Genomic DNA, 24082 nt, shown 5'->3' with positions numbered 1-24082 from the left:
TGAACTCAGTTCAATTTGTTTGCTTTTTGATTATTATTGAGTATAACCCCCCTATTCCCTAGATTTTCAAAAAACGATTCCTTGAATCAATCTATCTTACTTGTGAATACAGGTTCTAACTTACTAAGCGAAATAGAAAGAAGTTATGATGAAAAAGAAATTACTAATAGCAGTTATCGCGCTATGCTCTCTTGTATTAGTTGCTTGTCAAGCAAAGGGCATATCGACCTCACAAGGAGGAAGCAAAGATACCTTGACACTAGCATGGGGAGAAGATTTTGGAGATGTCAATCCTCATCGTTATAACCCAGATCAATTTGTCATCCAAGATATGGTCTATGAAGGCTTGGTTCGCTATGGTGATAATGGCGTGATTGAGCCTGCGTTAGCCGAATCATGGGAAATGAGTGAGGACGGAAAAACTTATACCTTTAAACTTCGTCAAGCAAAATACTCCGACGGTTCAGACTTTACAGCAGAAAATGTCAAAAGAAATTTTGACACTATCTTTTCAGAAGCAAACAAAGGCAACCACAATTGGTTTGGTTTTACAGATCAGCTAGACACCTACAAAGTGGTTGATGATCATACATTTGAAATAAAGCTGAAACAGCCCTATAGTGCTACCATGTATGATTTGGCAATGATTCGTCCGATCCGCTTTTTAGGAGACGCAGGATTTCCTAAAGGGGATGACACGACAAAAGATAATATCCAAAAGCCAATTGGTACAGGTCAATGGATTGTCAAGGATAAAAAATCAAATGAGTACATTACCTTTGAGCGCAACGAGAATTACTGGGGCGAAAAACCAAAATTAAAAGAAGTGACCATCAAAATCATTCCAGATGCGCAAACACGTGCGCTCGAATTTGATGCTGGTAATTTAGATTTATTATATGGAAATGGCTTGATTGGTTTAGACACCTTTGCTCAATATGCCAAAGACGACAAGTATACGACTGCTGTGTCTCAACCAATGTCTACTCGTTTGCTACTTTTAAACGCTATGCAACCTGTCTTTAAAGATAAGAACGTTCGGATTGCCATGAACCATGCCATGAACAAAAAGTCTATTGCAAATGACCTCTTTAGGGGAACCGAGACACCAGCAGACACTATCTTTTCAAAATCAACCCCGCATTCTGACGCAGGTCTAACGCCCTATGAGTATGATTTAGCAAAAGCAGAAGCATTACTTGATGAAGCTGGCTGGAAAAAAGGAGCTGACGGGATTCGTGAAAAAGATGGGCAAAAACTTACCCTCAATATGCCGTATATCTCTACAAAAGCAACCGATAAAGATCTTGGAGAATATTTTCAAGGGGAATGGAAAAAACTTGGCATTGATGTGCAGCTAAAAGCGATGGAAGAAGATGACTATTGGGCCAATGCCAAGACAGGAAACTTTGATCTGATGCTGACTTATTCATGGGGAGCACCTTGGGATCCGCATGCTTGGATGTCTGCGCTAACAGCAAAAGCAGCACACGGTCATCCTGAGAATATCTCACTAGAATCCCTTGCCATCAAACCAGAACTGGATCAAGTGATTAAAGCTACCTTGGTTGAACCGGACGAAGAAAAGGTTGATGAAGGATATAAAAAAGCTTTGACGCTTTTACATGAAGAAGCGCTCTATATCCCTATTACTTATCAGTCAGTGGTATCCGTTTACCGTACTGGTGAGCTTGAAGGTGTCCGTTTTGCACCAGAGGAAAATGCCTTGCCTGTGCGCTACATTAGCAAGACAAAATAAGGCACTAGACTTTCTGCGAAACATTCTTCCTTTTACCAAAATAAGAAGCAATGCTTCGCAGGAAATCTATTTTAGAACCTGTATTCACAAGTAAGATATAAGATGTTTTCTACCCTTTTGAAGGGAGAAAGGGCTTCCGCCATGTTTTCGTCAAGTTAATTTTGTAGGTCTGTGCTTATCTTTTTTAGATTAAAGCTGTTGACGCAGTAGCTGATTGATTTCTAATGCGCCGATAAATGGGCTTTTACAAACCTAATCAGCAGTGGTTCATTGGTGTTAAAGCACCTAATGATCTGTGCAGGGGGAAGACTAAGTTGGCACGGGCAACAAGTCTTACTCCCAGCCTTGCGGCGGGGCTGGGAGTAAAATAATCCAGTGGATTATTTTAGCCCGAGCCAAGAAACTGGAGAGCGAGGGAAATCGAATTTCTTCAAAATTACCGATTTTTGTTCCACTGCCTGTTCGGCCGCCTATTTTTGTTTTGAGTTTTTAACGGGCTTTGTATCTTGTGTAATTGAATTCGGACTAAAAATGTTGGAAAAAAGATGAATCGTATTGATTACTACGATAATCTTCTCCGATTCTCTATTTTTCCTTACATTTTCTTAACGTCCTCATATCTTGGTTGAACTCGAGCTAAGCACTGTGTGAAAAAGAGACGCAGGTGTTCCAACTTCAGTTGATTACAGCTGTGGCTACCTTTAGGTAGAAATCTTCCTAGAGTCCCAGAGACTCTTCGTCAGATTTCCTATATTTCCGTAGCTGTTGTGAGCTTCGCTCACTTTACAGATATGGATACTCTTGAGTGCACTTTGTGCTTTTCACGCTCTCGTATCTTGTTTTAAGGAGATGTGATGCTTAAAAAATGCTTTTCATTTCTAACAGCTTTACTAATGATTTCTGTTTTGACTTTTCTTTTGACGAAGTTATCTTCAAGCAATCCTGCTGAAAATTACTTGCGGATTTCAAGAATTGCGATTACTCCCGAAGCTTTAGAACAGGCACGTGAGTATCTGGGGCTTGATAAGTCATGGTTAGAGCAGTACCTATCATGGCTGCAAAAGGCTTTTTTAGGAGATTTTGGAATCTCCTATCTCTGGAAGGTGCCTGTGCTACCACTCGTTTTAGAAAGCTTTTTATCGACATTTTATCTTGGTCTCGTTTCTTTTCTCTTGATTCTAGTGATTTCCTTGCCACTAGGTATTTTGAGCGGTATCTACAAAGATTCTTACTTTGACCGCATTGTTCAATTTTTCTCCTTTGCGAGCGTATCAATGCCAAGTTTTTGGCTAGGCTATCTGTTGATTCTCCTTTTCGCTGTTCACTTAAAATGGCTCCCTGTATCGGGAAAGGCAGGTTTTACGAGTGTCCTTTTACCAAGTATCACCTTGAGTTTTTCTTTAATCGGGCAATACACAGCTCTCGTTAGAAAGGCAATTAATGAGCAATTGACAAGTCTTCATGTCGAAAATGCACGCTTACGCGGTGTCAAGATATGGTTTATTATCAAGCACCACCTGCTTCCAAATGCCATGCCAGCTCTAGCGACTGGGCTAAGCTTAACTTATATTTATTTACTGACAGGATCGTTGATTGTTGAAGAAGTTTTTGCTTGGAATGGGATAGGCAGTGTCTTTGTCCATAGCCTACAAGCGGTTGATATTCCAGTTATTCAAGCCTGTATGCTTCTATTTGGGTTCTTATTTTTACTCAATAATCTAGTGAATCAGCATTTCATTCGGAGGATTGATCCTCGGGTAAGGAAAAAAGAAAGGAGTGCACATGAGTAAGCGGTTCGTATTTTCTAGCTTCATATTGATAGTGCTTGTCTTCTGCGCATTATTTGCTCCTCTTCTGACACCTTTTGATCCGCAATATGTAGATGTAGCCAATAAGCTTGCTCCTCCTAGTGCCATTCATTTTTTAGGAACCGACCAGTTAGGACGTGATGTTTTTTCCCGTTTGATTGCTGGAGCAAGATTTTCTCTCTTTCTTTCTCTTGTCATTACTATCTTAGAGGGGATATTGGGAGTTGGAGTAGGGTTGGTTGTTGGTTGGTATCAGGGCAAAGTAGAAGCAGTTTTTCTCTGGTTTTCAAATGTCATCTCGTCTTTTCCGAGTTTTCTGCTCTCTTTAGCAACTATAGGGATTTTGGGACAAGGTATGGCCAACATGGTGGTCGCTATTGTCGCGGTTGAGTGGATCTATTATGCGCGCTTGGTGACAAATCTCGTCCGAAGTGCCAAGCAAGAATCGTATGTGATTGCAGCCCAGACCATGGGATTATCCACTGTTCACATTTTGAGACACCACATCCTGCCATTTATTTACAAACCGATTTTGGTGATTTCCTTGATGAATATTGGCAATATTATTTTGATGATTTCAGGATTTTCCTTTCTTGGGATCGGTGTTCAGCCGAATATTGCAGAATGGGGAATGATGTTGCATGATGCTAGACCTTATTTTAGAACGGCTGTCTGGATGATGATGTCACCTGGCTTGGCCATCTTTTTAACCGTTATCTCTTTTAATCTAGCTGGAGAATATGTTGATGAGAAAGGATGGAGAAGGCGATGGAAGAAAGGCTAAGTATTCATCAGCTGTCCTTGCGGCTGGAACAAAAGCTCTTGCTAAATGACATTAATCTGAGCCTAGAGTTGGGGCAATCCTATAGCTTTATCGGTGAAAGTGGCGCTGGAAAAACACTTCTGACCAAACTGATGGTGGGACAAGTTCCTGCCAATGCCCAATTAACAGGTACGATTCACTATAAAACGAAGAATTTACAGCAGCTTACTCCCAAAGAATGGCAGCACTTGCATGGGAAAGAACTCGCTTATATGATGCAAAATCCAATGGCCATGTTTAACCCCTTTCAGAAAATCAAGATACATTTTATAGAGACGATGCAGAGCCATTTTTCTTACTCAAAAGAGCAGTGTTTACAAAAAGCAAGCCTAGCGATGAGGGAAGTGCGGTTGGGTCACATTGATCGGTTGTTGGAAAGTTATCCATTTGAACTGAGTGGCGGTATGTTGCAGCGGATTATGCTAGCGATTCTCCTCTGTTTAGATTCCCATACCATTATTCTTGATGAGCCAACCTCTTCTTTAGATGCTTACAATCGCGATAATATTCTTACTATTTTAAAACGATTGCAAGAGCAAGGAAAGACTATTATCACAGTAACGCATGATTATGACTTAGCAAAATCTTTAGGAGGGACTATCTTTGTCCTTTATCAAGGCGAGATTGTAGAGCAGGGAAATGTTGAGGAGATTTTAGAAAATCCTAAGCACCCTTATACGAGAGAGCTAATTCTTGGAAATCCTTATGAAAGGCTGGTGAGAAATGATGATTGAGTGTCGACATGTATTTAAGCAATTTAACAAAAAAGAAGTGCTCAAAGATTGCCATTTCTCCCTGAAAAAAGGCGAGAATGTTGGTATCATGGGGGAAAGTGGTACTGGTAAAAGTACCCTAGCCCGTTTACTTGTTGGACTGGAAAAGGCAAGCTCTGGGGAAATTTTATTAGACGGAAAACCTTATAGCGCAAAAGAAGGAGCAAAAGTCTTACTGGTCTTTCAAGATGCTACTCATGCGGTGAACCCTCTGTTTACGGTTAAGGAAATCTTAACCGAAGCTAGGCAGGATACAGTAGCGCAAGATGAGCTGGTTTCTATTTTAAACGATGTTGGCCTAGATGAGTCCTATCTGACCAAGACCTCGCGACAATTAAGCGGTGGGCAATTGCAGCGTGTCTGCATTGCGCGTGCGCTCTTATTAAAACCAGAAGTGATTATCTTTGATGAGGCGCTAAGTGGCTTAGATCCCTTGATTCAAGGACAGTTGCTACGCTTACTCTATCAATTAAAAGAAACCTATCAGCAGACTTATATCTTTATCTCACATGACTTTAACCTTTGTTATGCGATTTGTAATCGAATATTGGTCATGTTTGATGGGACAATTGTAGATGAAATCACTCGTTTTGAAAATCCGATTCAGATTCATCACCCTGCGACACAAAATCTGCTAGTAGAAAGTCAAAATCCCAAATATTCTAAGTGCCAATTAAGAAAAATGATGGTCACATTAGAGACGAAATAACGAAAAGATTGGAAAAATATGAAACAAACATTTGAAACACGAAAATTATACTTTGGTTTTCCCGTATTCTTTCTAGGATACAAAGACGACGTCCATGGTTACAATATTTCTACGTCCAGTTCAGCTTATTCATTAGGCAGTATGATGGTCGTTGCTATGAGAACAAAAGGAAATGCGGTAACCGAGATTGCAAAGCACGGACAGTTCACCGTTAATATTCCAACACAAGAACTAACCAAAGAAGCAGAAATAGCAGGTTTTAATAGCCGAAAAGATAAATTTGCCATAACAGGTTTACGTTACACTGTAGGAGAGACAATAGACGCCCCTCTTGTTGACGCTTGTCCTGTCTCTATCGAGTGTGAGGTCATTGAACTCGTCGAATGTGGAGCGCTGACCAATATCATCGGACGTGTCACACGCCGAGTGGTTGAAGAAAGCTTAATTGATGAAAACAATGCGTTTAAAAGCCAGGACTTTTCACCCATTAGCTATATAGGAGATGGAGCTGCAAGATTGTATCGTTACTATAATGATGACTTTGTCAAGATGGGAAGTATCATCAAAGAAATCAGAGACAAGGAAAAGTAAATTTCCTGACGATTAGGATGAACAAAGAAGTCAAAAACTTGACACCAGATATTTGAAAGTGAGATCAAGTTTTCTAGAAAAACATCCGACAGATACAGTGTCTTCTGAAAAAACAGAAATGATAAAAAACGAATGATGAGCATCTTTCACAGACTTGAAAGAAGTGCTCACATTCGTTTTGGTTTATTGGATATTGTTTTTCAGCACTCTTGTAAAAATTAGGATTTTCTCTTAAATCTGCCAGCGCCTGACTGATATTTCGGACGTTACTTCACAACCCTATCCTAACAATTGCCTAATCTGTTCTTCCATTTTTTCAGGCTCAGTCTGTGGGTTAAAGCGGGCAACGACTTGCCCCTCTCGGTCAACCAAGAATTTGGTGAAATTCCACTTGATAGCCTTTCCAAGTAAAGGATCGGATTTGTGGTCTTTGAGATGCACAAAGAGAGGACAGGCGTCTTTACCGTTAACATCTACTTTCTTAAATCGTGGGAAAGTCGTCTGGTAATTGAGCTCGCAAAAGCTATTGATTTCAGTGTCGGTTCCAGGTGCTTGATTCATAAACTGGTTGCAGGGAAAGTCTAGAATTTCTAAGCCTTTTTCTTGATAGGTATCGTAGAGTTTTTGGAGACCTTCGTATTGAGGAGTCAAGCCACAACCAGTTGCGGTATTAACAATCAAGAGCACCTTGCCTTTATAGGAGTCTAAGGTTGTCTGACCTCCATTTTGGAGCTCGATGGGGATTTGATAAATGTTTGTCATAGTAGTTTACTCCTTAAAAATGCAACAATTTGTGTGATTATTATTTTACCACAAACCTTTCTTTCCAGTTTGTTTCTACTGTGAAAAATGCTATAATGAAGTTTGACGATAAATGAATGAAATATGGTGAAGTATGAAGATTGATAAACGGCATCTCTTGAATTACTCAATTTTATTGCCCTACTTGATTTTATCAGTATTGGGCTTAATTATTGTGTATTCAACGACCAGTGCAAGTTCGGTATTAAATGGTGCTAGTCCTTTTAGCGCAGTGGTAAACCAAGCAGGCTTTTTTGTGCTAAGCTTGGCTTTGCTTTGGATTATCTACCGTATGAAATTAACCTTTCTGGGGAATAGCAACATTATAGGGATAGTGATTATAGTTGAGGCAATATTACTGATTCTGGCTCGCTTTTTAGGGGAAACCCGTAATGGCGCTTATGGCTGGCTCAGTGTGGCCCCCGGTGTGACTTTACAGCCGGCTGAGTACCTTAAGCTTATTATTGTCTGGTTTTTGGCTTATAAATTTTCCACCAAGGAGGAGATGATCGCTAAGTACGACTATCAGGTCATTACGGAGAACCAGATGATTCCGCGAACGTTAAACGATTGGCGGACAGTTTCAGCTCTCTTGGTAGGTCTGGTTGTTATCATGCCTGACTTGGGAAACGCTGTGATTATCGCCTTAACGATTGCCATTATGGTATCTGTTTCGGGTATTGGGCATCGTTGGTTTCAGGTGATTATTGGAGCTATCGTTTTAGGTGCGGGATCTTTTCTTGGCTTGATTTGGATTGTCGGTGTTGATGTCATGACCCGTGTTCCAGTCTTTGGCTATGTTGCCAGACGCTTCAGCGCTTTTTATGATCCCTTTGCTGACCCGCAAGGGGCTGGTTTGCAGTTGACCAATTCTTATTACGCCATTGTCAATGGTGGTTGGTTTGGCCGAGGTCTAGGCAACTCCATTCAAAAGAATGGCTTCTTACCAGAAGCCCATACGGACTTTGTCTTTTCTATCGTGATAGAGGAGTTGGGGCTTATCGGTGCTGGTCTTGTTTTAGCTCTGCTTTTCTTTTTGATTTTGCGGATTTTCTTGGTCGGTATTCGTGCCAAAAACTCTTTTAACGCCATGATGGCGCTTGGTGTTGGTGGAATGCTCCTCATGCAGACTTTTGTTAATATTGGTGGTATGTCAGGCTTGATTCCATCAACGGGTGTTACCTTTCCTTTTCTTTCCCAAGGAGGGAACAGCCTTTTGACCATTTCCTTAGCTATCGCCTTTGTGCTAAATATCGATGCCAGTGAAAAGCGCGACTCCCTAGAACGAGAAATAGAAGTTAGTCAGTATTAGACATGGACCCTTTAGAAATTGTTGTAAATTCCGAACAAATCTATTGATAACGTAAGATAATTTCAAGAAACAAGACCTGATTTCGATGAAGGAGTTCGGTCTTGTTCCTTTTTTATTTCTTTTTTCTGAAAATGATGAGGCAAATCGTAGCCATTTTCTAAAAAAATGGTATGATAGAAAAAACACTAAAAAAACAATTGAGGAGCTTGTCATGGCCAGTCCAAAGTTAGAAAGTAATAACAGCAAGAAGATAATTCAAAAAGAGGTGGCAATGTTGACCCAACTCCTTGATGAAGCAACTGAAAAGCTCGTCGCATCAGAGACTTTTGCTAAAATTCAAGAACTGAAAAAATTAGCAACGATGGACCATTCTCAGGAATTGGACAACTTAGTAGAGTCTTTGACCAGCCAAGAGATGGATATTATTGGCCGTTATTTCTCTATCTTGCCTCTTTTGATCAATATTTCTGAGGACGTTGACTTAGCCTACGAGATTAACCGCAAGAACAATAACAAAGAGGATTACCTCGGCCGTCTATCAACGACCATTGAAGCTGTTTCACAGTCTGACAATGCTGCTGAGATTTTGGAAAATGTCCATGTTGTCCCTGTGCTAACTGCTCACCCAACTCAGGTTCAGCGCGAGACGATGTTGGAATTGACCAATCATTTGCATGGACTTTTACGGAAGTACCGAGATGTTCAGCTTGGTCTGGTCAATGAAGACAAGTGGTATGCTGACCTTCGGCGTTACATTGAAATCATGCTTCAGACAGACATGATTCGTGAGAAAAAGCTTAAGGTGACTAACGAAATCACTAATGTTATGTCCTATTATGACTTTTCAATCATTAGAGCCATTACCAATCTGAACACCGAGTATAAGCGTTTAGCAGCTGAGAAGGGCATTGCGTTAACGAATCCACGTCCTATTCGTATGGGAATGTGGGTTGGAGGGGATCGTGATGGCAATCCCTTTGTGACTGCTGAAACCCTCAAGGAATCAGCTCTGACTCAGGCCGAACTCATCTTAAATTATTATGATGACAAGCTCTACGAGCTCTATCGAGAGGTTGCACTGTCCTCAAACTTTGTCAAGACCAGTGATGGTGTCAAAGAACTCGCTGAAAAGTCTCAAGATGTCTCCATTTATCGTGAGAAAGAACCCTACCGCAAGGCTTTTTACTATATCCGTGAAAATATCCAGAATACGCGAGCCTATCTGCTTTACAATCAGGAGTTAATGCCACGTTATACTGACCTGTCAGATTTCAAAAAGGACTTGCATATTATCCGTGATTCTTTAGTGGAAAATCACGCGGAGAACCTCATTTCAGGGACATTTACAGAAGTATTAGAGGCAGTAGAAGTCTTTGGTTTCTTCCTGGCCTCTATTGACATGCGTCAGGATTCCTCGGTTCATGAAGCCTGTGTGGCTGAGTTATTAGCATCTGCTAACATCGAACAGGACTATGCCAATCTCTCAGAGGAGAATAAGGTTGCTCTCTTGCTCAAGCAATTGTCCGATGATCCTCGGATTTTATCAGCAACCTATGCTGAAAAATCAGAACTGCTCCAGTCCGAGTTAGCGATTTTCCAGATGGCGCGTGAGCTCAAGGACAAGCTGGGTGAAGACGTCATCAAGCAAACGATCATTTCTCATACTGAAAGCGTGTCAGATATGCTAGAATTGGCCATTATGCTCAAGGAAGCAGGACTCGTGGACGCCGAGTGTGCGCGTGTGCAGATTGTGCCTCTGTTTGAGACCATTGAAGATTTGGAAAATGCCAATCCCATCATGAAGGAATACTTACAGATTCCGATGGTTCAAAAATGGATTCAGGCCAATCATGGCTATCAAGAGATTATGCTGGGCTATTCAGACTCTAATAAAGATGGAGGCTATCTCTCATCTGGTTGGACGCTTTATAAAGCGCAGCAAGACTTGACTCGTATCGGGAAGCAATTTGGGGTGGCAATCACCTTCTTCCACGGACGTGGAGGGACAGTTGGCCGCGGTGGTGGTCCGTCTTATGATGCAATTACCTCTCAACCGTTTGGCTCCATCAATGACCGCATTCGTTTGACCGAACAAGGTGAAGTCATCGGAAATAAGTACGGCAACAAGGATGCAGCTTATTTCAACTTTGAGATGCTTTTATCTGCTACCCTGGACCGCATGGTTTCAACCAAGGAGAGTGACATCAGCCTATCTCATGATTACGAGGTTATTATGGATGAGGTCGTTACAGATAGCAATAGGATCTATCGTGATTTGGTCTTTGAGACGCCTGAGTTTTATGAGTATTTCTTTGAAGCTAGTCCGATCCAGTCCATTTCCAAGCTCAATATTGGCTCTCGGCCAGCAGCCCGCAAGACTATTACTGATATTAGTGGGCTTCGAGCGATTCCTTGGGTCTTTTCTTGGTCGCAAAATAGGATTATGCTTCCAGGCTGGTACGGGGTTGGTTCAAGCTTTAAACACTTTATCGACAAAGATTCAGGCAATCTAGCCCTCTTGCAAAAGATGTATAAAACTTGGCCCTTCTTTAAATCGCTTTTATCCAATGTAGATATGGTGCTGTCCAAGACCAATATGAACATCGCCTTCAAATATGCACAACTTTGCCAAAAAGAAGAAGTACAGGCGGTCTTTCACACCATTTTGGATGAATGGCAATTGACTAAAAATGTGATTTTGGCCATTGAGGAAGAAGCAGAGCTCCTAGCGGACAATGCCTTTTTGAAAGCTAGCCTAGATTACCGTATGCCCTATTTTAATATCCTCAATTACCTGCAAATTGAACTGATCAAACGCATTCGAAAAGGGATGCCAGAAGAGGAAGTCCGAAAACTCATTCACACCACCATCAATGGTGTCGCGACAGGCTTGCGTAACTCTGGTTGATAAAAAACATTAGAATCTTACTCATCAGTAGTTTTTCTTGGATAAGATCAGCCTAGTGGATGTGATATTCGAAGAAAATAAATTGTAGCCGCAGCTACCGAAACAATAAAAGTCAGGAAATAAAAAAACGAATGATAGTGATCCTTTCAAGCATAGAAGGAGCCTGTCGTTCGTATTTTTTGTGATTTCTGTTTTTTTCATAGTGGAGTCTTTTTCAGTGTTTTTTCTTACTCAATCCTTTTATCAGGGAACATAGGCTCTGACTTCAATGAACTGTATTCAAAAATTTTGAGAATTTTGATGCTAAAGTGTAACCAAAATAGCATTGAAACCGTTATACTAGTGAAAGGAGCATATATGTTCAATCTTCTCGAAAAGCCTGAGTAGGAGGTGATGGTGATACATCTGGATGATTATGAAAAAGAATTAATTTCATGGGCTCATGAAATTGTTGGATATTTGGTCAAGTCTGGCGCTTCACCAGCCGATGCTCAAGATGTGACCCAAGACGTCTTTGTCAAGCTCTTGGAGAGCGAGATGGTTTTACCAGCTGGTAAACTCCGGGCGTGGATGTACCGAGTTGCTGTTAGGCGCTATATTGATCTTTATCGCAGAGATAAGACCTATCAAGATATTCTCAAAAAGGAGTTTTTCAGAAAGGAAGACTTGCTCTATTATGATCAGGAAAATGGCGAAACCTTACATCAGGCCATCTCTAAGCTCAATAAAAGTCAGCAACTGGTCTTAGAACTCTATTATTTCCAAGGCTTTTCAGTTAAGGAAATCAGCCATATTCTTGATATCTCTACCAGTAAGGTGAAAATTGACCTGATGCGTGGTAGGGAGAAACTCAAACATATTTTAGAAAAGGAAGGATTATATTATGAAAACTTTTGATCAATTTGAAAAGATTGCCAAAAAGAAAAAAAAGAAGAATTTATCTAAAATAGTGATGATCAGTTTAATAATGACTGTCTTTGTTCTTGTTGGTGGAAATTTCTTACTGAATTACAGTTTTGAAAAAAAATATCAAGATTTAATGATGAAACGTAGCACTCTGTCAATGATAACTGGTCCTAATGTTGAGGAAGTAAGTGGAGGAATGGAGAAAACAAATATATTTTCGGGACAATTAACGATCAACCGTAAAAAGGACTTGAATGGAGTTGATGTTGCCTTTGATCGTTACAATTTACCATTTAATATATGGTCTAATATATTGTCAGAAGGTAGTCTTGGAAGCGGTGTTGAGCAACAGAGGAGGGATTCTGCGATCTATTACACTCGGCAGCTTTTTCAAAAGTACCCGACGTTCTATAATATCAATTATCAAAATGATCAAGCCCCAATTACCCCTGTTTTGGAGCACCCGATGATAGCAGAAATGCCTAATCAATTGGTTGAATTAGCAGTCACGTTTGATCGTCCCTATACAGCTAAGGAAATTGACAAGTTGATACCAGATAATCTAAAAATAAACTGGTATTGGATTGGTGAAGAAAATACGAAGCTTAATACAGAGTACTGGCCACCAGAGATACTATATGGAGTAAGAGCTTGGGGGAACGCCCATTACGAAGGAACAAAGTACGAAGAACTTGACACAGCTGATTATGTTTTTAAAGCATTTCGCAAGAATCTTTCAGAAGCCATTGATAAAAAATGGATGGCGTCGGGATTGTTTAAAAAAAATGCAGAGCATTATTTGAAAAATAATCCAGATGTTGACACTGCTAAATTCGCAGGTATTATTCTCACAGGAAAATCCGAAAACTTTGCCCAACTGGAGAATGCTAGCTGGATTTACGCTTCCTCTATCGGAGCCAGCACACCAAATCAGCCTTATTACCAGCTAGACAAAGAATAATCTTTGAAAAAACAGGTAAAAGGCTTGCATTTTAACTGTAATTTGTTAAAATAGTAAGGTAAAGTTAGACTGTAATGCCTACGGTCTATCTATAAAATATATTTTATTGGAGGCTTTTACTCAAATGGCAAAAGAAAAATACGACCGTAGTAAACCACACGTTAACATTGGTACTATCGGTCACGTCGACCACGGTAAAACTACTTTGACTGCTGCGATTACGACTGTTTTGGCACGTCGTCTTCCTTCTTCAGTTAACCAACCAAAAGACTATGCATCTATCGATGCTGCTCCAGAAGAACGCGAACGCGGTATCACCATCAACACTGCACACGTTGAGTATGAAACAGCTAAACGTCACTATGCCCACATTGACGCCCCAGGACACGCGGACTACGTTAAAAACATGATCACTGGTGCTGCCCAAATGGACGGTGCGATCCTTGTAGTTGCTTCAACTGACGGTCCAATGCCACAAACACGTGAACACATCTTGCTTTCACGTCAGGTTGGTGTTAAACGTCTTATCGTCTTCATGAACAAAGTTGACCTTGTTGATGATGAAGAATTGCTTGAATTGGTTGAAATGGAAATCCGTGACCTCTTGTCAGAATACGACTTCCCAGGTGACGATCTTCCAGTTATCCAAGGTTCAGCTCTTAAAGCCCTTGAAGGCGACACTAAGTACGAAGACATCATCATGGAATTGATGGACACTGTTGATGAGTACATCGAAGAGCCAGCACGCGACACTGACAAGCCACTCTTGTTGCCAGTCGAAGATGTATTCTCTATCACTGGTCGTGGTACAGTTGCTTCAGGTCGTATCGACCGTGGTACTGTTCGTGTCAATGACGAAATTGAAATCGTTGGTATCAAGGAAGAAACTACTAAAGCCGTTGTTACTGGTGTTGAAATGTTCCGTAAACAATTGGATGAAGGTCTTGCCGGTGATAACGTAGGTATCCTTCTTCGTGGTGTTCAACGTGACGAAATCGAACGTGGTCAAGTTATTGCGAAACCAGGTTCAATCAACCCACACACTAAATTCAAAGGCGAAGTTTATATCTTGTCTAAAGAAGAAGGTGGACGTCATACACCATTCTTCAACAACTACCGTCCACAGTTCTACTTCCGTACAACTGACGTAACTGGTTCAATCGAGTTGCCAGCAGGTACTGAAATGGTAATGCCAGGTGATAACGTAACTATCTCAGTTGAACTTATCCACCCAATCGCCGTAGAACAAGGTACTACATTCTCTATCCGTGAGGGTGGACGTACAGTTGGTTCAGGTATGGTAACTGAAATCGAAGCTTAATCAAGTTTCCCAGATTAACAATTAGAGTCAGACAACCCTAATTGACCCTGCTTTCGAGCAGGGTTTTTGCTTTTTAGGATTTAAAAGTTTATATTCAAAAGCTGGTAAGGCTGATTAGGCTTGTTAAAACCTACGAAAGAGGTGAATGAGAAGCCAATCAGCTACTGCGATTAGAGTTTACTGTTGGAAAGGGCAAGACGAAGGTTCTTCTCAGTTTGGATCAGTGTTACCGCCGTAACGGTACGGAGTGGGAAAACGAACTCTTTTTTGGTTGCTCGAGTTCTTTCCCATTCCCGTATAAAAGACTTTGACAGAGCAGTTTAATCATCAGGATAAACGCATAAGTAAAAAATGGAATAGATGGACTATCTAGACATATCGGAAATCGTCCGTAAAATCAAAGATAGTGACTTTTCAATGCCTTTCTGAACAAGTCCATTGAAATAGGGACTCAAAATCCCCAAAAGTATATATGCTATTTTCAAACTTTTTCTAATGACCGATTGTTTTCATGTGTTTAATATCTTTTCATTTATCTCAAAAAATGATAGACTAGAAGGGTTAATGAGTCCTGAAAGGTGGTTTTCATGCTTAACATTTTCAGTGGTTAGGGTATTTTGTTTCGCTACTATTTGTGTCTTAACACTAGTCATTAAAAGTATTTTGTAGTTAAGCGCAGCGTGTCAACCACCAAAGTGTCTTGTCATCTGTTGTTAACCGTTATCAGCTGGATGATCTAGTCGACTTATCTATTTTTTAGAACCTACTATCGAAGCTCAAAAATTCATTGTAGCACTTGGGTTTTTGTGAGGAAAGGTCGGTATAACTTTATTTCAAGGAGGACATAGTATGTCTGAACGTAAACTTTTTACATCGGAATCGGTATCAGAGGGGCATCCTGATAAGATTGCTGATCAAATTTCGGATGCCATTTTGGATGCTATTTTAGCTGAGGATCCAGAAGCTCACGTTGCAGCTGAAACAGCTGTTTATACAGGTTCGGTTCATGTTTTTGGGGAGATCTCGACCACGGCGTACGTAGATATTAACCGTGTGGTGCGTGATACCATCGCTGATATTGGCTATACTAATGCTGCGTACGGTTTTGCTGCGGAGTCAGTGGGGGTACATCCGTCACTGGTTGAGCAGTCGCCTGATATTGCTCAAGGGGTCAATGAAGCCTTAGAAGTCCGTGAAACTGGTGGACAGGATCCACTGGATTTGATTGGAGCAGGAGATCAGGGGCTTATGTTTGGTTTTGCAGTTGATGAGACGCCTGAGCTCATGCCTTTACCCATTTCGCTTAGTCATCAATTGGTGAAAAAGTTAGCGGATTTGAGAAAATCTGGCCAGATTTCTTATTTGCGACCAGATGCCAAATCTCAAGTCACTGTTGAATACGATGAGAATGACCAGCCGATCCGTGTGGATACAGTGGTTATCTCTACTCAGCATGATCCAGAAGCAAGCAATGAGCAAATTCGTCAGGATGTTATCGAACAGGTCATTAAAGCAGTGATTCCTGCTCAGTATTTGGACGATGAAACGAAGTTCTTTATTAACCCGACGGGACGTTTTGTGATCGGGGGCCCTCAAGGGGACTCTGGTTTGACTGGTCGTAAGATTATCGTAGACACTTATGGTGGGTACGCACGTCATGGTGGTGGTGCATTCTCTGGCAAGGATGCGACTAAGGTGGACCGCTCGGCCTCTTATGCAGCGCGTTATATTGCCAAAAATATTGTGGCAGCAGGCTTAGCCAAGAAGGCAGAAGTACAACTGGCCTATGCTATCGGAGTGGCTCGACCAGTTTCTGTTCGTATCGACACTTTTGGGACAAGTACAGTTGCAGAGAGCAAGCTTGAACTAGCAGTACGTGAGCTTTTTGACCTTCGACCAGCAGGGATTATCCAAATGCTTGATCTCAAGCGCCCAATCTATCGTCAGACTGCGGCATACGGTCACATGGGACGTACGGATATTGATTTGCCATGGGAACGTCTAGATAAGGTAGGGGCCCTCAAGAAAGCTGTTCAATAATAGGGTCTTTGAATACCCTATTCTTTCAACTCAATTAATTCTGAAGCCTAGAATTCTTAATGAATCAAGCATAAAAAATCGGTCTTAGGACTGATTTTTTTGACTTGCAGCCTAAATTGAGGTATAAAAAGCTTTATTTATAAGGCTTTTTCTGGATTTTTGGGGATAGTTGAATTGCAAATCAGTCCTTGGACGGATTTAAAAGGAGAACTGTTTGTTTTATAATAAAGTCAACCAGTAAGGAAAGTGAGGCAGGAATGATGCAAGTTAGACTTTATAAGCTCCAAAAAAATAGAATGATTTCCGGTGTACTTGCAGGAGTCGCCCATAAGTTTGGTTGGAATCTCCAGTATCTTCGTCTCCTTTTCCTTATTTTTTCAATATTTAATCCAGTCATTGGGATTTTGATTTATGTTCTGGCAAGTCAGCTCTTGACTTATAAAGAAGATCAGGATCGTAAACAGTACGGTCAAGGTCCTCGTCGGATTAAGGAAGCTGAAAAAATTAAGCCTGATGGAAACTGGTTCTGGTAAGTTGCTCCTCCCCTAAAAGAAGGCCCGTAAGGGCCTTTTTTCAAACTAAAAAGAAATTTTAAGTGGGTCTCATAAGTCAAAATATTAATTAAATGCTATAATGGTATTAGTACATAGGAAGGGGATTTATGGGGGTTACAGTAAAAGAATTAGTAGAAAAAGTCCGTTTAAAGGTTGTTTATGGTACAGATGAGCTGCTGAGTAAAGAGATTACTACCTCAGATATCTCACGTCCAGGATTAGAAATGACGGGATACTTTGATTATTATGCGCCTGAGCGGATTCAACTTATCGGCATGAAAGAGTGGTCTTATCTGGCAAAGATGACAGGCCATAACCGCCTTCAGGTTTTTAGTACTATGATTAAACCTGAGACACCAGCCTTTATTGTGTCACGTAATTTAGATATTCCTGAAGAGATGCTTGAGGCTGCTCAAAATGAAGGCATTGCTATTTTACAAAGTAAGATTCCGACAAGTCGATTATCGGGTGAGATTTCAAGCTTTCTCGATTCGAAACTTGCTGAGCGAACCAGTGTTCACGGTGTGCTCATGGATATTTATGGGATGGGCGTTCTTATTCAAGGGGATTCTGGTATTGGTAAGTCGGAGACAGGTTTGGAGTTGGTTAAGCGTGGGCATCGCTTAGTTGCTGATGACCGTGTTGATGTCTATGCCAAGGACGATGTGACCCTCTGGGGAGAGCCTGCTGAGATTCTTCGACATCTCCTTGAGATTCGTGGGGTCGGTATCATTGATATTATGAGCTTGTACGGTGCTTCTGCGGTTAAGGATTCCTCTCAGGTTCAGCTTGCCATTTACCTTGAAAACTTTGAAAAAGATAAGGTTTTCGACCGCCTTGGTAATGGCAATGAAGAGATTGAAATTGCGAATGTGCGGATTCCACGCATTCGAATTCCAGTTAAGACTGGTCGGAACATCTCAGTTGTGATTGAAGCAGCAGCTATGAATCATCGTTCAAGGGAAATGGGATTTGACGCGACGAAGACATTTGAGGATCGCTTGACCAATCTCATCAACCAGAATGGGGTGATAGAATGATTGATCCAATAGCGATTGAATTTGGAGCGCTTCAAATCCGCTGGTACGCTCTTTGTATCGTAGCGGGCTTGCTTTTAGCTGTTTACCTAGCTATGCGTGAAGCGCCACGGAAGAAAATCGATCCTGATCAGGTGGTGGACTTCATTCTCTGGGCATTTCCAGTAGCTATCGTTGGAGCCAGAATTTACTACGTGATTTTTTCTTGGGATCAGTACAAGGATAATCTAGGAGAAATTTTCGCGATATGGAATGGTGGGATTGCCATCTATGGTGGTTTGATAGCGGGTGCACTAGTCTTGTATTTCTTTTCAAGGTATCACTTTATTCACCCACTTGATTTTCTAGATATTGCGGCACCAGGGGTTATGATTGCGCAGTCTATTGGACGATGGGGAAACTTTTTTAACCAAGAAGCCTACGGGCGAGCAGTAGATAGTCTTCCTTACTTGCCCAATTTTATTCGCAATCAAATGTTCATTGATGGTAGTTATCGGCAACCGACCTTTTTGTATGAGTCGCTGTGGAATCTCTTGGGATTTGTTATTATTATGAGTATTCGTCATCGTGGTTGGCTAAAAAGAGGCGAGCCGACAGCTTTTTACCTTATCTGGTATGGTGCTGGTCGTCTGGTGATTGAAGGAATGAGGACGGATAGCCTGATGCTTGGGAGTCTTCGTGTCTCTCAATGGGTGTCCTTGTTTATTATCGTTTTGGGGTTAGGCCTCATTGCTTATTGTCGAAAAAATAAAAAGCAGCCGCTTTATTGAGGGCTGGGATAGGAGTTTTTATGGGTGATATTGCACTGATTATTATTGCAATTGCGTTTGTGGCGTTGGTAGTTTTCTTAATTATTCTCTTAAACAAGGTATCAAAAGTGGTTGATGAGGCTCAGACAACGCTTAAAGTCTTGACCAGTGATGTTAATGTCACACTTTACCAAACAAACGAAATCTTAGCTAAAGCTAACGTTTTGGTTGATGATGTGAATGGTAAAATGGTAACTATTAATCCGCTTTTTCAAGCAGTCTCGGACCTTTCGGAGTCTGTTTCTGATTTGAATCATTCTGCTCGAAACTTAACATCTAAGGCAGGAAAAGCAGCTGGTCCAACAGTTAAGACCGGTAAGGCGCTCTCAGCAGTTAATCTTGTTTCAAAGATTTTAAAAAAATAACGGAACTTGCGCTAAAATCCTAGATAAAATTTTTTCATTTTTCATCGGATTTTTTCACGGCCTCATATCTTAAATAATTGAACACGGGCTAAAAGCTCGGAAAAAAGATAAATCTTCCTAGAGTGAGGACACTCTTCGTCAGATTTCCTATTTTTCAGTCGCTTTTCACACGCCCTTTGTATCTTAATAAAGGAGGGATTTTTATGTCAAAGTCCAATAAATTTTTCACAACTATTTTATTAGGTGCAGCAGGTGGTGCTGCAGCGGCAGTATTCTTGGCAAGTAAGTCAGGAAAAGTTGTTAAGGAAAAAGTGCTTCATTTTATGAAAGATTATCAGGACGATCCTGAGTCTAAACATACAGAATGGGTAGACAAAGCAACCGATTTGAAAAACCAAGCCTTTGAAACCTATAATGATGTTCGTCATAAGTTTGAAACAGGTGAGTTGACAGCTGATGACATTGTGATGACTGTTAAGGATAAGGCTACTGAGTTAAAGGATCGTGTCACTCAAGAAGACTTTTTTGCAAACTTGAAGGATCAAGTATCAAAGGCCAAAGCGGACTTCACAGATACTGCTAGTGGTGCAGAAGATGACCTTGTAGATGATTACAGCGGTGAATCGATTTCTGAAGAAATTACCATTGATTTAAATGAAACGGATCTTTTGGCTGATGATGTTGTGGCGTCTGAGTCAGAAGTGTTAGAAGAAATCGAGAAGTCAGATGATCTTGTCTAATTTTTGAGTTAGACATCATTCTAAGTTACAATAAAAAACCTGCACGATCCTTTGCTTTGATAAGGAACATGCAGGTTTAGTTTGTTCTACTGAAATGAATGATGACTAGGACACGATTTCTCAAGAGGAAAATGCTTTCTGAAATGAAGTTATTTCATTCTTGCTTCAATCGAATCTATTTGGAAATAAGGGTTCTTAAAACTAAGCTTTCGACTAATCTACGCTGAACAGAAAGAAATCAGATTGATATGATATTGTCAATCTGATTTTGTTTTATGCTGATATTTTTTTAAAACGAAACGGCAAGTTTGTAAAGCAAGGACACCGCAACCAATACCAAGTAAGAATGATAGCAGTGTATTTACCCTTAATGCTGAAAAAATGAAAATACTTAAAACACTTGCTATTGCAAAGATTGCAATGTTTGCAAAAAATAGAATATCTTCGACAGATTGCTGTTCTTCTTCAGGTTCTTGGTAGGCGTCGTAACTGGCTTTAGGGCGCAGTTGAACGACCTTATCATCATCAAATTTATAATCTCTTAGTGCCATATCTCTCTCCTTGGATTCAACTACTATAGTATCATAAAATCGTTAAATTTATATTACATTTTTGTAACAAAATGTAAAGAATGAATTTTTCAGGAAAAACTGGTATTTTCTTTGAAAAATCGCTATAATTATTTTATGGAAAAGATTACGATTACAGCAACAGCTGAAAGTATTGAACAAGCAAAGGCTCTGCTTGATTTAGGAGTAGACCGCATCTATGTTGGTGAGAGTCAGTTTGGCTTAAGGTTGCCCAAGCCTTTTTCTTATGATGAATTAAAGCAAGTTGCACAGTTAGCGCATCATGCAGGTAAAAGCCTTACTGTAGCAGTTAATGCCCTCATGCATCAGGATATGATGGATCAGATCAAACCTTATCTGGATTTTTTGCGAGAAATCGGTACTGATTATATCACGGTTGGCGATACGGGTGTTTTCTATGTGCTCAAGCGTGATGGTTATCCCTTTAAGGCAATCTATGACACATCGGTTATGGCGACTAGCAGTCGGCAGCTTAATTTTTGGGGGCAACATGGTGCGACAGAAGCTGTTTTAGCGCGTGAAATCCCGTCTGCAGAGCTTTTTAAAATAGCAGAGAATGTTGAAATTCCAGCAGAGATTTTAGTTTATGGTGCTTCTGTTATCCATCATTCTAAGCGCCCTCTTTTGCAAAATTATTATAATTTTACCCAGATAGAGGATAAGAAGGATAAGGAGCGTGGCCTATTTTTATCAGAACCGAATAAACCTGAGACTCATTATTCGATTTATGAGGACAATCACGGAACGCATATCTTTACCGATAATGACATTGATATGATGACCAAGTTGTTAGAGCTTGTAGAATGTGGTTTTGACCATTGGAAGCTGGATGGTATCTATTGTCCTGGGGAAAATTTTGTGGAGATTACGCGACTTTTTGTCCAAGCTAGAGCTGCTATTGAGGCAGGTACGTTTACGCAGGATCAAGCTTTTGTCTTGGATGAGCAAATTCGCCAACTCCATCCAACTGGTCGTGGTCTTGATACTGGTTTTTACGAATTTGACCCTGATATGGTGAAATAAAGCTTAAAAGTCCGTGTCAAACGGCTCTCTATTGAAGCATCGCATCTCCCACGGAAATTAGACATTCTTTTCAACGGTCATATGCTTTTTGGGGAGAGCGGGGCCATCATAGCTTTCATCAAAAAGCTGTTTTGATACTCGGAAATGTTCACTGTGATTTCTTATGAATATAGAGTTGATAGGATGAGTAGTGGATTAGGGGAGGTCTGTACAAAGTTCTGTTTCGTTATCATCTTTTTTCTATTACTGAGTTTTGAAATCTTGAAATATTAAGATATGTGATAAAATAAGACTATGGAAAGAATCGTTGAATTAGTCGCTGTGCTTAATCGATACGCACAAGCTTACTACACTGAGGATCAGCCTTTGGTGTCTGATAGCGAGTATGATCGTCTTTATCGAGAATTGGTCGACTTGGAAAAACAATATCCTGAATCTGTACTGCCAGATAGTCCGACCCATCGAGTTGGCGGCAAAATTTTAGAAGGATTTGAGAAATATTCCCATGAGTATCCGCTTTTTAGTTTGCAGGATGCTTTTTCTCGGTCAGAGCTGGACGCCTTTGATCAGAGAGTTAAAAAGAAGTTTCCTCAAGCGACTTATCTCTGCGAACTCAAAATTGACGGCTTATCTATTTCTCTAACTTACGTAGACGGCGTTTTGACGGTTGGTGCAACGCGGGGGGACGGGACTGTCGGTGAGAACATCACGGAGAATCTCAAGCGTGTGGCTGATATTCCTTTACGCTTGCCAGAGCCAATCTCCATCACAGTTCGTGGCGAGTGTTATATGCCTAGAGCCTCTTTTGAAAAAATTAATCAACAGCGCCAAGAAGCAGGAGAAGCAACTTTTGCTAATCCTCGAAATGCAGCAGCAGGTACGCTCCGTCAATTTGACACCAACATTGTTGCTCAACGCGGTCTAGCAACTTTTCTTTATCAAGAAGCCAGTCCAACAACATCAAGTAGTCAGTCTGAAACTCTGGAAAAACTAGCTGATCTAGGGTTTGTAACCAATCCTCTTCATCTTTTAGCAGCTGATATGGATGAGGTATGGGATTTCATTGTTCGTGTGGAAGAGCAGCGTCATAGTCTGCCCTACGAGATTGATGGCATTGTTATCAAGGTAAATTCGTTAGCAATGCAGGAGGAGTTGGGCTTCACGGTCAAGGCACCTCGCTGGGCTGTAGCCTATAAATTTCCAGCAGAGGAGAAGGAAGCGACACTTTTATCTGTAGATTGGACTGTGGGGAGGACAGGAGTGGTGACACCTACTGCCAATTTAACGCCAGTCCAGCTGGCAGGAACAACGGTGAGTCGCGCTACTCTTCACAATGTGGACTATATCGCTGACAAGGACATCCGCATTGGTGATACGGTCGTTGTCTACAAGGCCGGTGATATTATTCCTGCGGTGCTTCATGTGGTTCTGCGTGATAGAGATAGTCAGGAAGTCATGTCTATTCCGAAACGTTGTCCGTCCTGCAAGGAAACATTGCAACGGTATGATGACGAAGTTGCTCTGCGCTGTGTCAATCCACTTTGTCCAGAGCAAATTAAGGTGCGCTTGGCTCATTTTGCCAGTCGTGAAGCTATGAATATCTCAGGCTTGGGCCCATCAATTGTAGATAAATTCTTTGTAGCCAATTTAGTCCACGATGTGGCTGATCTCTATCGACTGTCTATGGAGGATTTGCTGACCTTACCAAATATCAAGGAAAAGTCGGCAACAAAACTCTTGGCAGCGATTGAGCAGTCTAAAGACAATTCAGCTGATCGCCTGTTCTTTGGACTGGGTGTTCGTCACATTGGTAGCAAGGCAGCCAAGTTGCTCTTGGAAAGGTTTGGCTCTATTGATGCCTTAGCAGTAGCAACAGAGGCTGACATTGCAGCTATTGATGGTTTGGGAAGCGTGGTTGCTCGGAGTGTCAAGACTTATTTTGAAACTGAGGGGGCTCAGACGCTCCTAGCAGAATTTAAAGTTTTAGGGGTAAATTTGGCCTATAAAGGCTTTGTAGCGAAAGCAGACGCCTTGTTGTCAGGACAGACAGTCGTCTTGACTGGTAAACTAGAGAGATTGACACGTAGTGAAGCTAAGGCAAAACTAGAAGCATTGGGTGCCAATGTGGCGGGTTCTGTATCTAAGAAAACTTCCATCGTTGTCGCTGGTTCAGATGCTGGTAGCAAGCTGTCTAAGGCCCAAGAATTAGGCATTGAAATACAGGATGAGGCTTGGTTAGAAAGTCTCTAGAA

Annotated in this window: 20 protein-coding genes and 1 pseudogene; 19 read left to right on the top strand and 2 right to left on the bottom strand. The window is 41.1% G+C overall.

The window, feature by feature from the left end; translation table 11 throughout:
* The first annotated feature begins 148 nt into the window (after positions 1-148).
* The 6 genes from nikA (at position 149) to A3I5_RS0106630 (ending at position 6463) form a co-directional block, all read left to right on the top strand.
* Positions 149-1759: a nickel ABC transporter substrate-binding protein gene (gene nikA / locus A3I5_RS0106655; RefSeq protein WP_018373831.1), complete on the top strand. Its 1611-nt coding sequence runs from the start codon at positions 149-151 to the stop codon at positions 1757-1759.
* Positions 1760-2613: 854 nt separating this feature from the next.
* Positions 2614-3549, top strand: a complete 936-nt coding sequence (locus tag A3I5_RS0106650) for an ABC transporter permease (RefSeq protein WP_018373830.1) — start codon at positions 2614-2616, stop codon at positions 3547-3549.
* Entirely contained in the window at positions 3542-4351 is an 810-nt protein-coding gene (locus A3I5_RS0106645) for an ABC transporter permease (RefSeq protein ID WP_018373829.1), read from the top strand. The genes A3I5_RS0106650 and A3I5_RS0106645 overlap by 8 nt, the downstream gene beginning before the upstream one ends.
* Positions 4336-5124 carry an ATP-binding cassette domain-containing protein gene (locus A3I5_RS0106640; protein WP_018373828.1) on the top strand — a complete coding sequence of 263 codons (789 nt, stop codon included), beginning with the start codon at positions 4336-4338 and terminating at the stop codon, positions 5122-5124. Before A3I5_RS0106645 ends, A3I5_RS0106640 begins: the two co-directional genes overlap by 16 nt.
* The gene (locus A3I5_RS11755) at positions 5117-5872 is read left to right on the top strand and encodes an ABC transporter ATP-binding protein (RefSeq protein ID WP_083903314.1); all 756 of its coding nucleotides are present in this window, start codon (positions 5117-5119) and stop codon (positions 5870-5872) included. The genes A3I5_RS0106640 and A3I5_RS11755 overlap by 8 nt, the downstream gene beginning before the upstream one ends.
* A gap of 18 nt (positions 5873-5890) precedes the next feature.
* Positions 5891-6463: a flavin reductase family protein gene (locus A3I5_RS0106630; protein ID WP_018373826.1), complete on the top strand. Its 573-nt coding sequence runs from the start codon at positions 5891-5893 to the stop codon at positions 6461-6463.
* Between the two features lie 279 nt (positions 6464-6742).
* Here A3I5_RS0106630 and A3I5_RS0106625 read toward each other — a convergent pair whose 3' ends face one another.
* Positions 6743-7225, bottom strand: a complete 483-nt coding sequence (locus A3I5_RS0106625; RefSeq protein ID WP_018373825.1) for a glutathione peroxidase — start codon at positions 7223-7225, stop codon at positions 6743-6745.
* 133 nt (positions 7226-7358) lie between these two features.
* Here A3I5_RS0106625 and ftsW point away from each other — a divergent pair, with 133 nt between their 5' ends.
* The 11 genes and pseudogenes from ftsW to A3I5_RS0106570 all read left to right on the top strand — a co-directional run bounded on the left by ftsW (position 7359) and on the right by A3I5_RS0106570 (position 20217).
* Positions 7359-8576: a cell division peptidoglycan polymerase FtsW gene (gene ftsW / locus A3I5_RS0106620; protein ID WP_018373824.1), complete on the top strand. Its 1218-nt coding sequence runs from the start codon at positions 7359-7361 to the stop codon at positions 8574-8576.
* A 211-nt stretch (positions 8577-8787) separates the two neighbouring features.
* On the top strand, positions 8788-11484 hold the full coding sequence (gene ppc, locus A3I5_RS0106615) for a phosphoenolpyruvate carboxylase (RefSeq protein WP_026216970.1): 2697 nt from the start codon (positions 8788-8790) through the stop codon (positions 11482-11484).
* 393 nt (positions 11485-11877) lie between these two features.
* Positions 11878-12381 carry an RNA polymerase sigma factor gene (locus tag A3I5_RS0106610; protein ID WP_018373822.1) on the top strand — a complete coding sequence of 168 codons (504 nt, stop codon included), beginning with the start codon at positions 11878-11880 and terminating at the stop codon, positions 12379-12381.
* A gap of 22 nt (positions 12382-12403) precedes the next feature.
* Positions 12404-13351 (top strand): annotated as a pseudogene (locus A3I5_RS0106605) (anti sigma factor C-terminal domain-containing protein); the annotation flags it as partial.
* Between the two features lie 124 nt (positions 13352-13475).
* A complete protein-coding gene (gene tuf / locus A3I5_RS0106600) occupies positions 13476-14672 on the top strand; it encodes an elongation factor Tu (RefSeq protein WP_018373820.1) in 1197 nt (398 codons plus the stop codon).
* 849 nt (positions 14673-15521) lie between these two features.
* Entirely contained in the window at positions 15522-16712 is a 1191-nt protein-coding gene (gene metK, locus A3I5_RS0106595; RefSeq protein WP_018373819.1) for a methionine adenosyltransferase, read from the top strand.
* Between the two features lie 257 nt (positions 16713-16969).
* Positions 16970-17245, top strand: coding sequence for a PspC domain-containing protein (locus tag A3I5_RS0106590; RefSeq protein ID WP_018373818.1), 276 nt, complete (start codon positions 16970-16972; stop codon positions 17243-17245).
* A 128-nt stretch (positions 17246-17373) separates the two neighbouring features.
* On the top strand, positions 17374-18306 hold the full coding sequence (hprK, locus tag A3I5_RS0106585) for an HPr(Ser) kinase/phosphatase (RefSeq protein ID WP_018373817.1): 933 nt from the start codon (positions 17374-17376) through the stop codon (positions 18304-18306).
* Entirely contained in the window at positions 18303-19073 is a 771-nt protein-coding gene (lgt, locus tag A3I5_RS0106580; RefSeq protein ID WP_018373816.1) for a prolipoprotein diacylglyceryl transferase, read from the top strand. Before hprK ends, lgt begins: the two co-directional genes overlap by 4 nt.
* 20 nt (positions 19074-19093) lie before the next feature.
* Complete coding sequence (locus tag A3I5_RS0106575) at positions 19094-19477, top strand: DUF948 domain-containing protein (RefSeq protein ID WP_018373815.1); 384 nt, start codon at positions 19094-19096, stop codon at positions 19475-19477.
* Positions 19478-19680: 203 nt separating this feature from the next.
* Entirely contained in the window at positions 19681-20217 is a 537-nt protein-coding gene (locus A3I5_RS0106570) for a YtxH domain-containing protein (RefSeq protein ID WP_018373814.1), read from the top strand.
* Positions 20218-20474: 257 nt separating this feature from the next.
* Here the strand turns inward: A3I5_RS0106570 and A3I5_RS11750 are convergent, their stop codons facing one another.
* Positions 20475-20768: a DUF3270 family protein gene (locus A3I5_RS11750; RefSeq protein WP_018373813.1), complete on the bottom strand. Its 294-nt coding sequence runs from the start codon at positions 20766-20768 to the stop codon at positions 20475-20477.
* A 135-nt stretch (positions 20769-20903) separates the two neighbouring features.
* On the opposite strand from A3I5_RS11750, the gene A3I5_RS0106560 reads away from it, so the two are divergent.
* Both A3I5_RS0106560 and ligA read left to right on the top strand, forming a co-directional pair.
* Entirely contained in the window at positions 20904-21830 is a 927-nt protein-coding gene (locus tag A3I5_RS0106560) for a peptidase U32 family protein (RefSeq protein ID WP_026216967.1), read from the top strand.
* A gap of 294 nt (positions 21831-22124) precedes the next feature.
* Positions 22125-24080 (top strand): NAD-dependent DNA ligase LigA, encoded by a 1956-nt coding sequence (ligA, locus tag A3I5_RS0106555; protein ID WP_018373811.1) that lies wholly within the window; start codon positions 22125-22127, stop codon positions 24078-24080.
* Positions 24081-24082: the final 2 nt, after the last annotated feature.

This window comes from Streptococcus merionis DSM 19192 (assembly GCF_000380085.1).
Classification (GTDB): domain Bacteria; phylum Bacillota; class Bacilli; order Lactobacillales; family Streptococcaceae; genus Streptococcus; species Streptococcus merionis.
Note: the sequence above shows the minus strand (reverse complement) of the source record. Positions and strands in the feature narration are given on the sequence as shown.

Bases quoted from the DNA above. Each gene is read 5' to 3' on its own strand.
- lgt (WP_018373816.1), top strand. From the start codon at position 18,303: ATGATTGATCCAATAGCGATTGAATTTGGAGCGCTTCAAATCCGCTGG.
- ppc (WP_026216970.1), top strand. From the start codon at position 8,788: ATGGCCAGTCCAAAGTTAGAAAGTAATAACAGCAAGAAGATAATTCAA.
- metK (WP_018373819.1), top strand. From the start codon at position 15,522: ATGTCTGAACGTAAACTTTTTACATCGGAATCGGTATCAGAGGGGCAT.
- A3I5_RS0106575 (WP_018373815.1), top strand. From the start codon at position 19,094: ATGGGTGATATTGCACTGATTATTATTGCAATTGCGTTTGTGGCGTTG.
- A3I5_RS11750 (WP_018373813.1), bottom strand. From the start codon at position 20,768: ATGGCACTAAGAGATTATAAATTTGATGATGATAAGGTCGTTCAACTG.
- A3I5_RS0106560 (WP_026216967.1), top strand. From the start codon at position 20,904: ATGGAAAAGATTACGATTACAGCAACAGCTGAAAGTATTGAACAAGCA.
- A3I5_RS0106590 (WP_018373818.1), top strand. From the start codon at position 16,970: ATGATGCAAGTTAGACTTTATAAGCTCCAAAAAAATAGAATGATTTCC.
- A3I5_RS11755 (WP_083903314.1), top strand. From the start codon at position 5,117: ATGATTGAGTGTCGACATGTATTTAAGCAATTTAACAAAAAAGAAGTG.
- tuf (WP_018373820.1), top strand. From the start codon at position 13,476: ATGGCAAAAGAAAAATACGACCGTAGTAAACCACACGTTAACATTGGT.
- A3I5_RS0106650 (WP_018373830.1), top strand. From the start codon at position 2,614: ATGCTTAAAAAATGCTTTTCATTTCTAACAGCTTTACTAATGATTTCT.
- A3I5_RS0106625 (WP_018373825.1), bottom strand. From the start codon at position 7,225: ATGACAAACATTTATCAAATCCCCATCGAGCTCCAAAATGGAGGTCAG.
- hprK (WP_018373817.1), top strand. From the start codon at position 17,374: ATGGGGGTTACAGTAAAAGAATTAGTAGAAAAAGTCCGTTTAAAGGTT.
- A3I5_RS0106570 (WP_018373814.1), top strand. From the start codon at position 19,681: ATGTCAAAGTCCAATAAATTTTTCACAACTATTTTATTAGGTGCAGCA.
- ftsW (WP_018373824.1), top strand. From the start codon at position 7,359: ATGAAGATTGATAAACGGCATCTCTTGAATTACTCAATTTTATTGCCC.
- ligA (WP_018373811.1), top strand. From the start codon at position 22,125: ATGGAAAGAATCGTTGAATTAGTCGCTGTGCTTAATCGATACGCACAA.
- A3I5_RS0106640 (WP_018373828.1), top strand. From the start codon at position 4,336: ATGGAAGAAAGGCTAAGTATTCATCAGCTGTCCTTGCGGCTGGAACAA.
- A3I5_RS0106645 (WP_018373829.1), top strand. From the start codon at position 3,542: ATGAGTAAGCGGTTCGTATTTTCTAGCTTCATATTGATAGTGCTTGTC.
- A3I5_RS0106610 (WP_018373822.1), top strand. From the start codon at position 11,878: ATGGTGATACATCTGGATGATTATGAAAAAGAATTAATTTCATGGGCT.
- A3I5_RS0106630 (WP_018373826.1), top strand. From the start codon at position 5,891: ATGAAACAAACATTTGAAACACGAAAATTATACTTTGGTTTTCCCGTA.
- nikA (WP_018373831.1), top strand. From the start codon at position 149: ATGAAAAAGAAATTACTAATAGCAGTTATCGCGCTATGCTCTCTTGTA.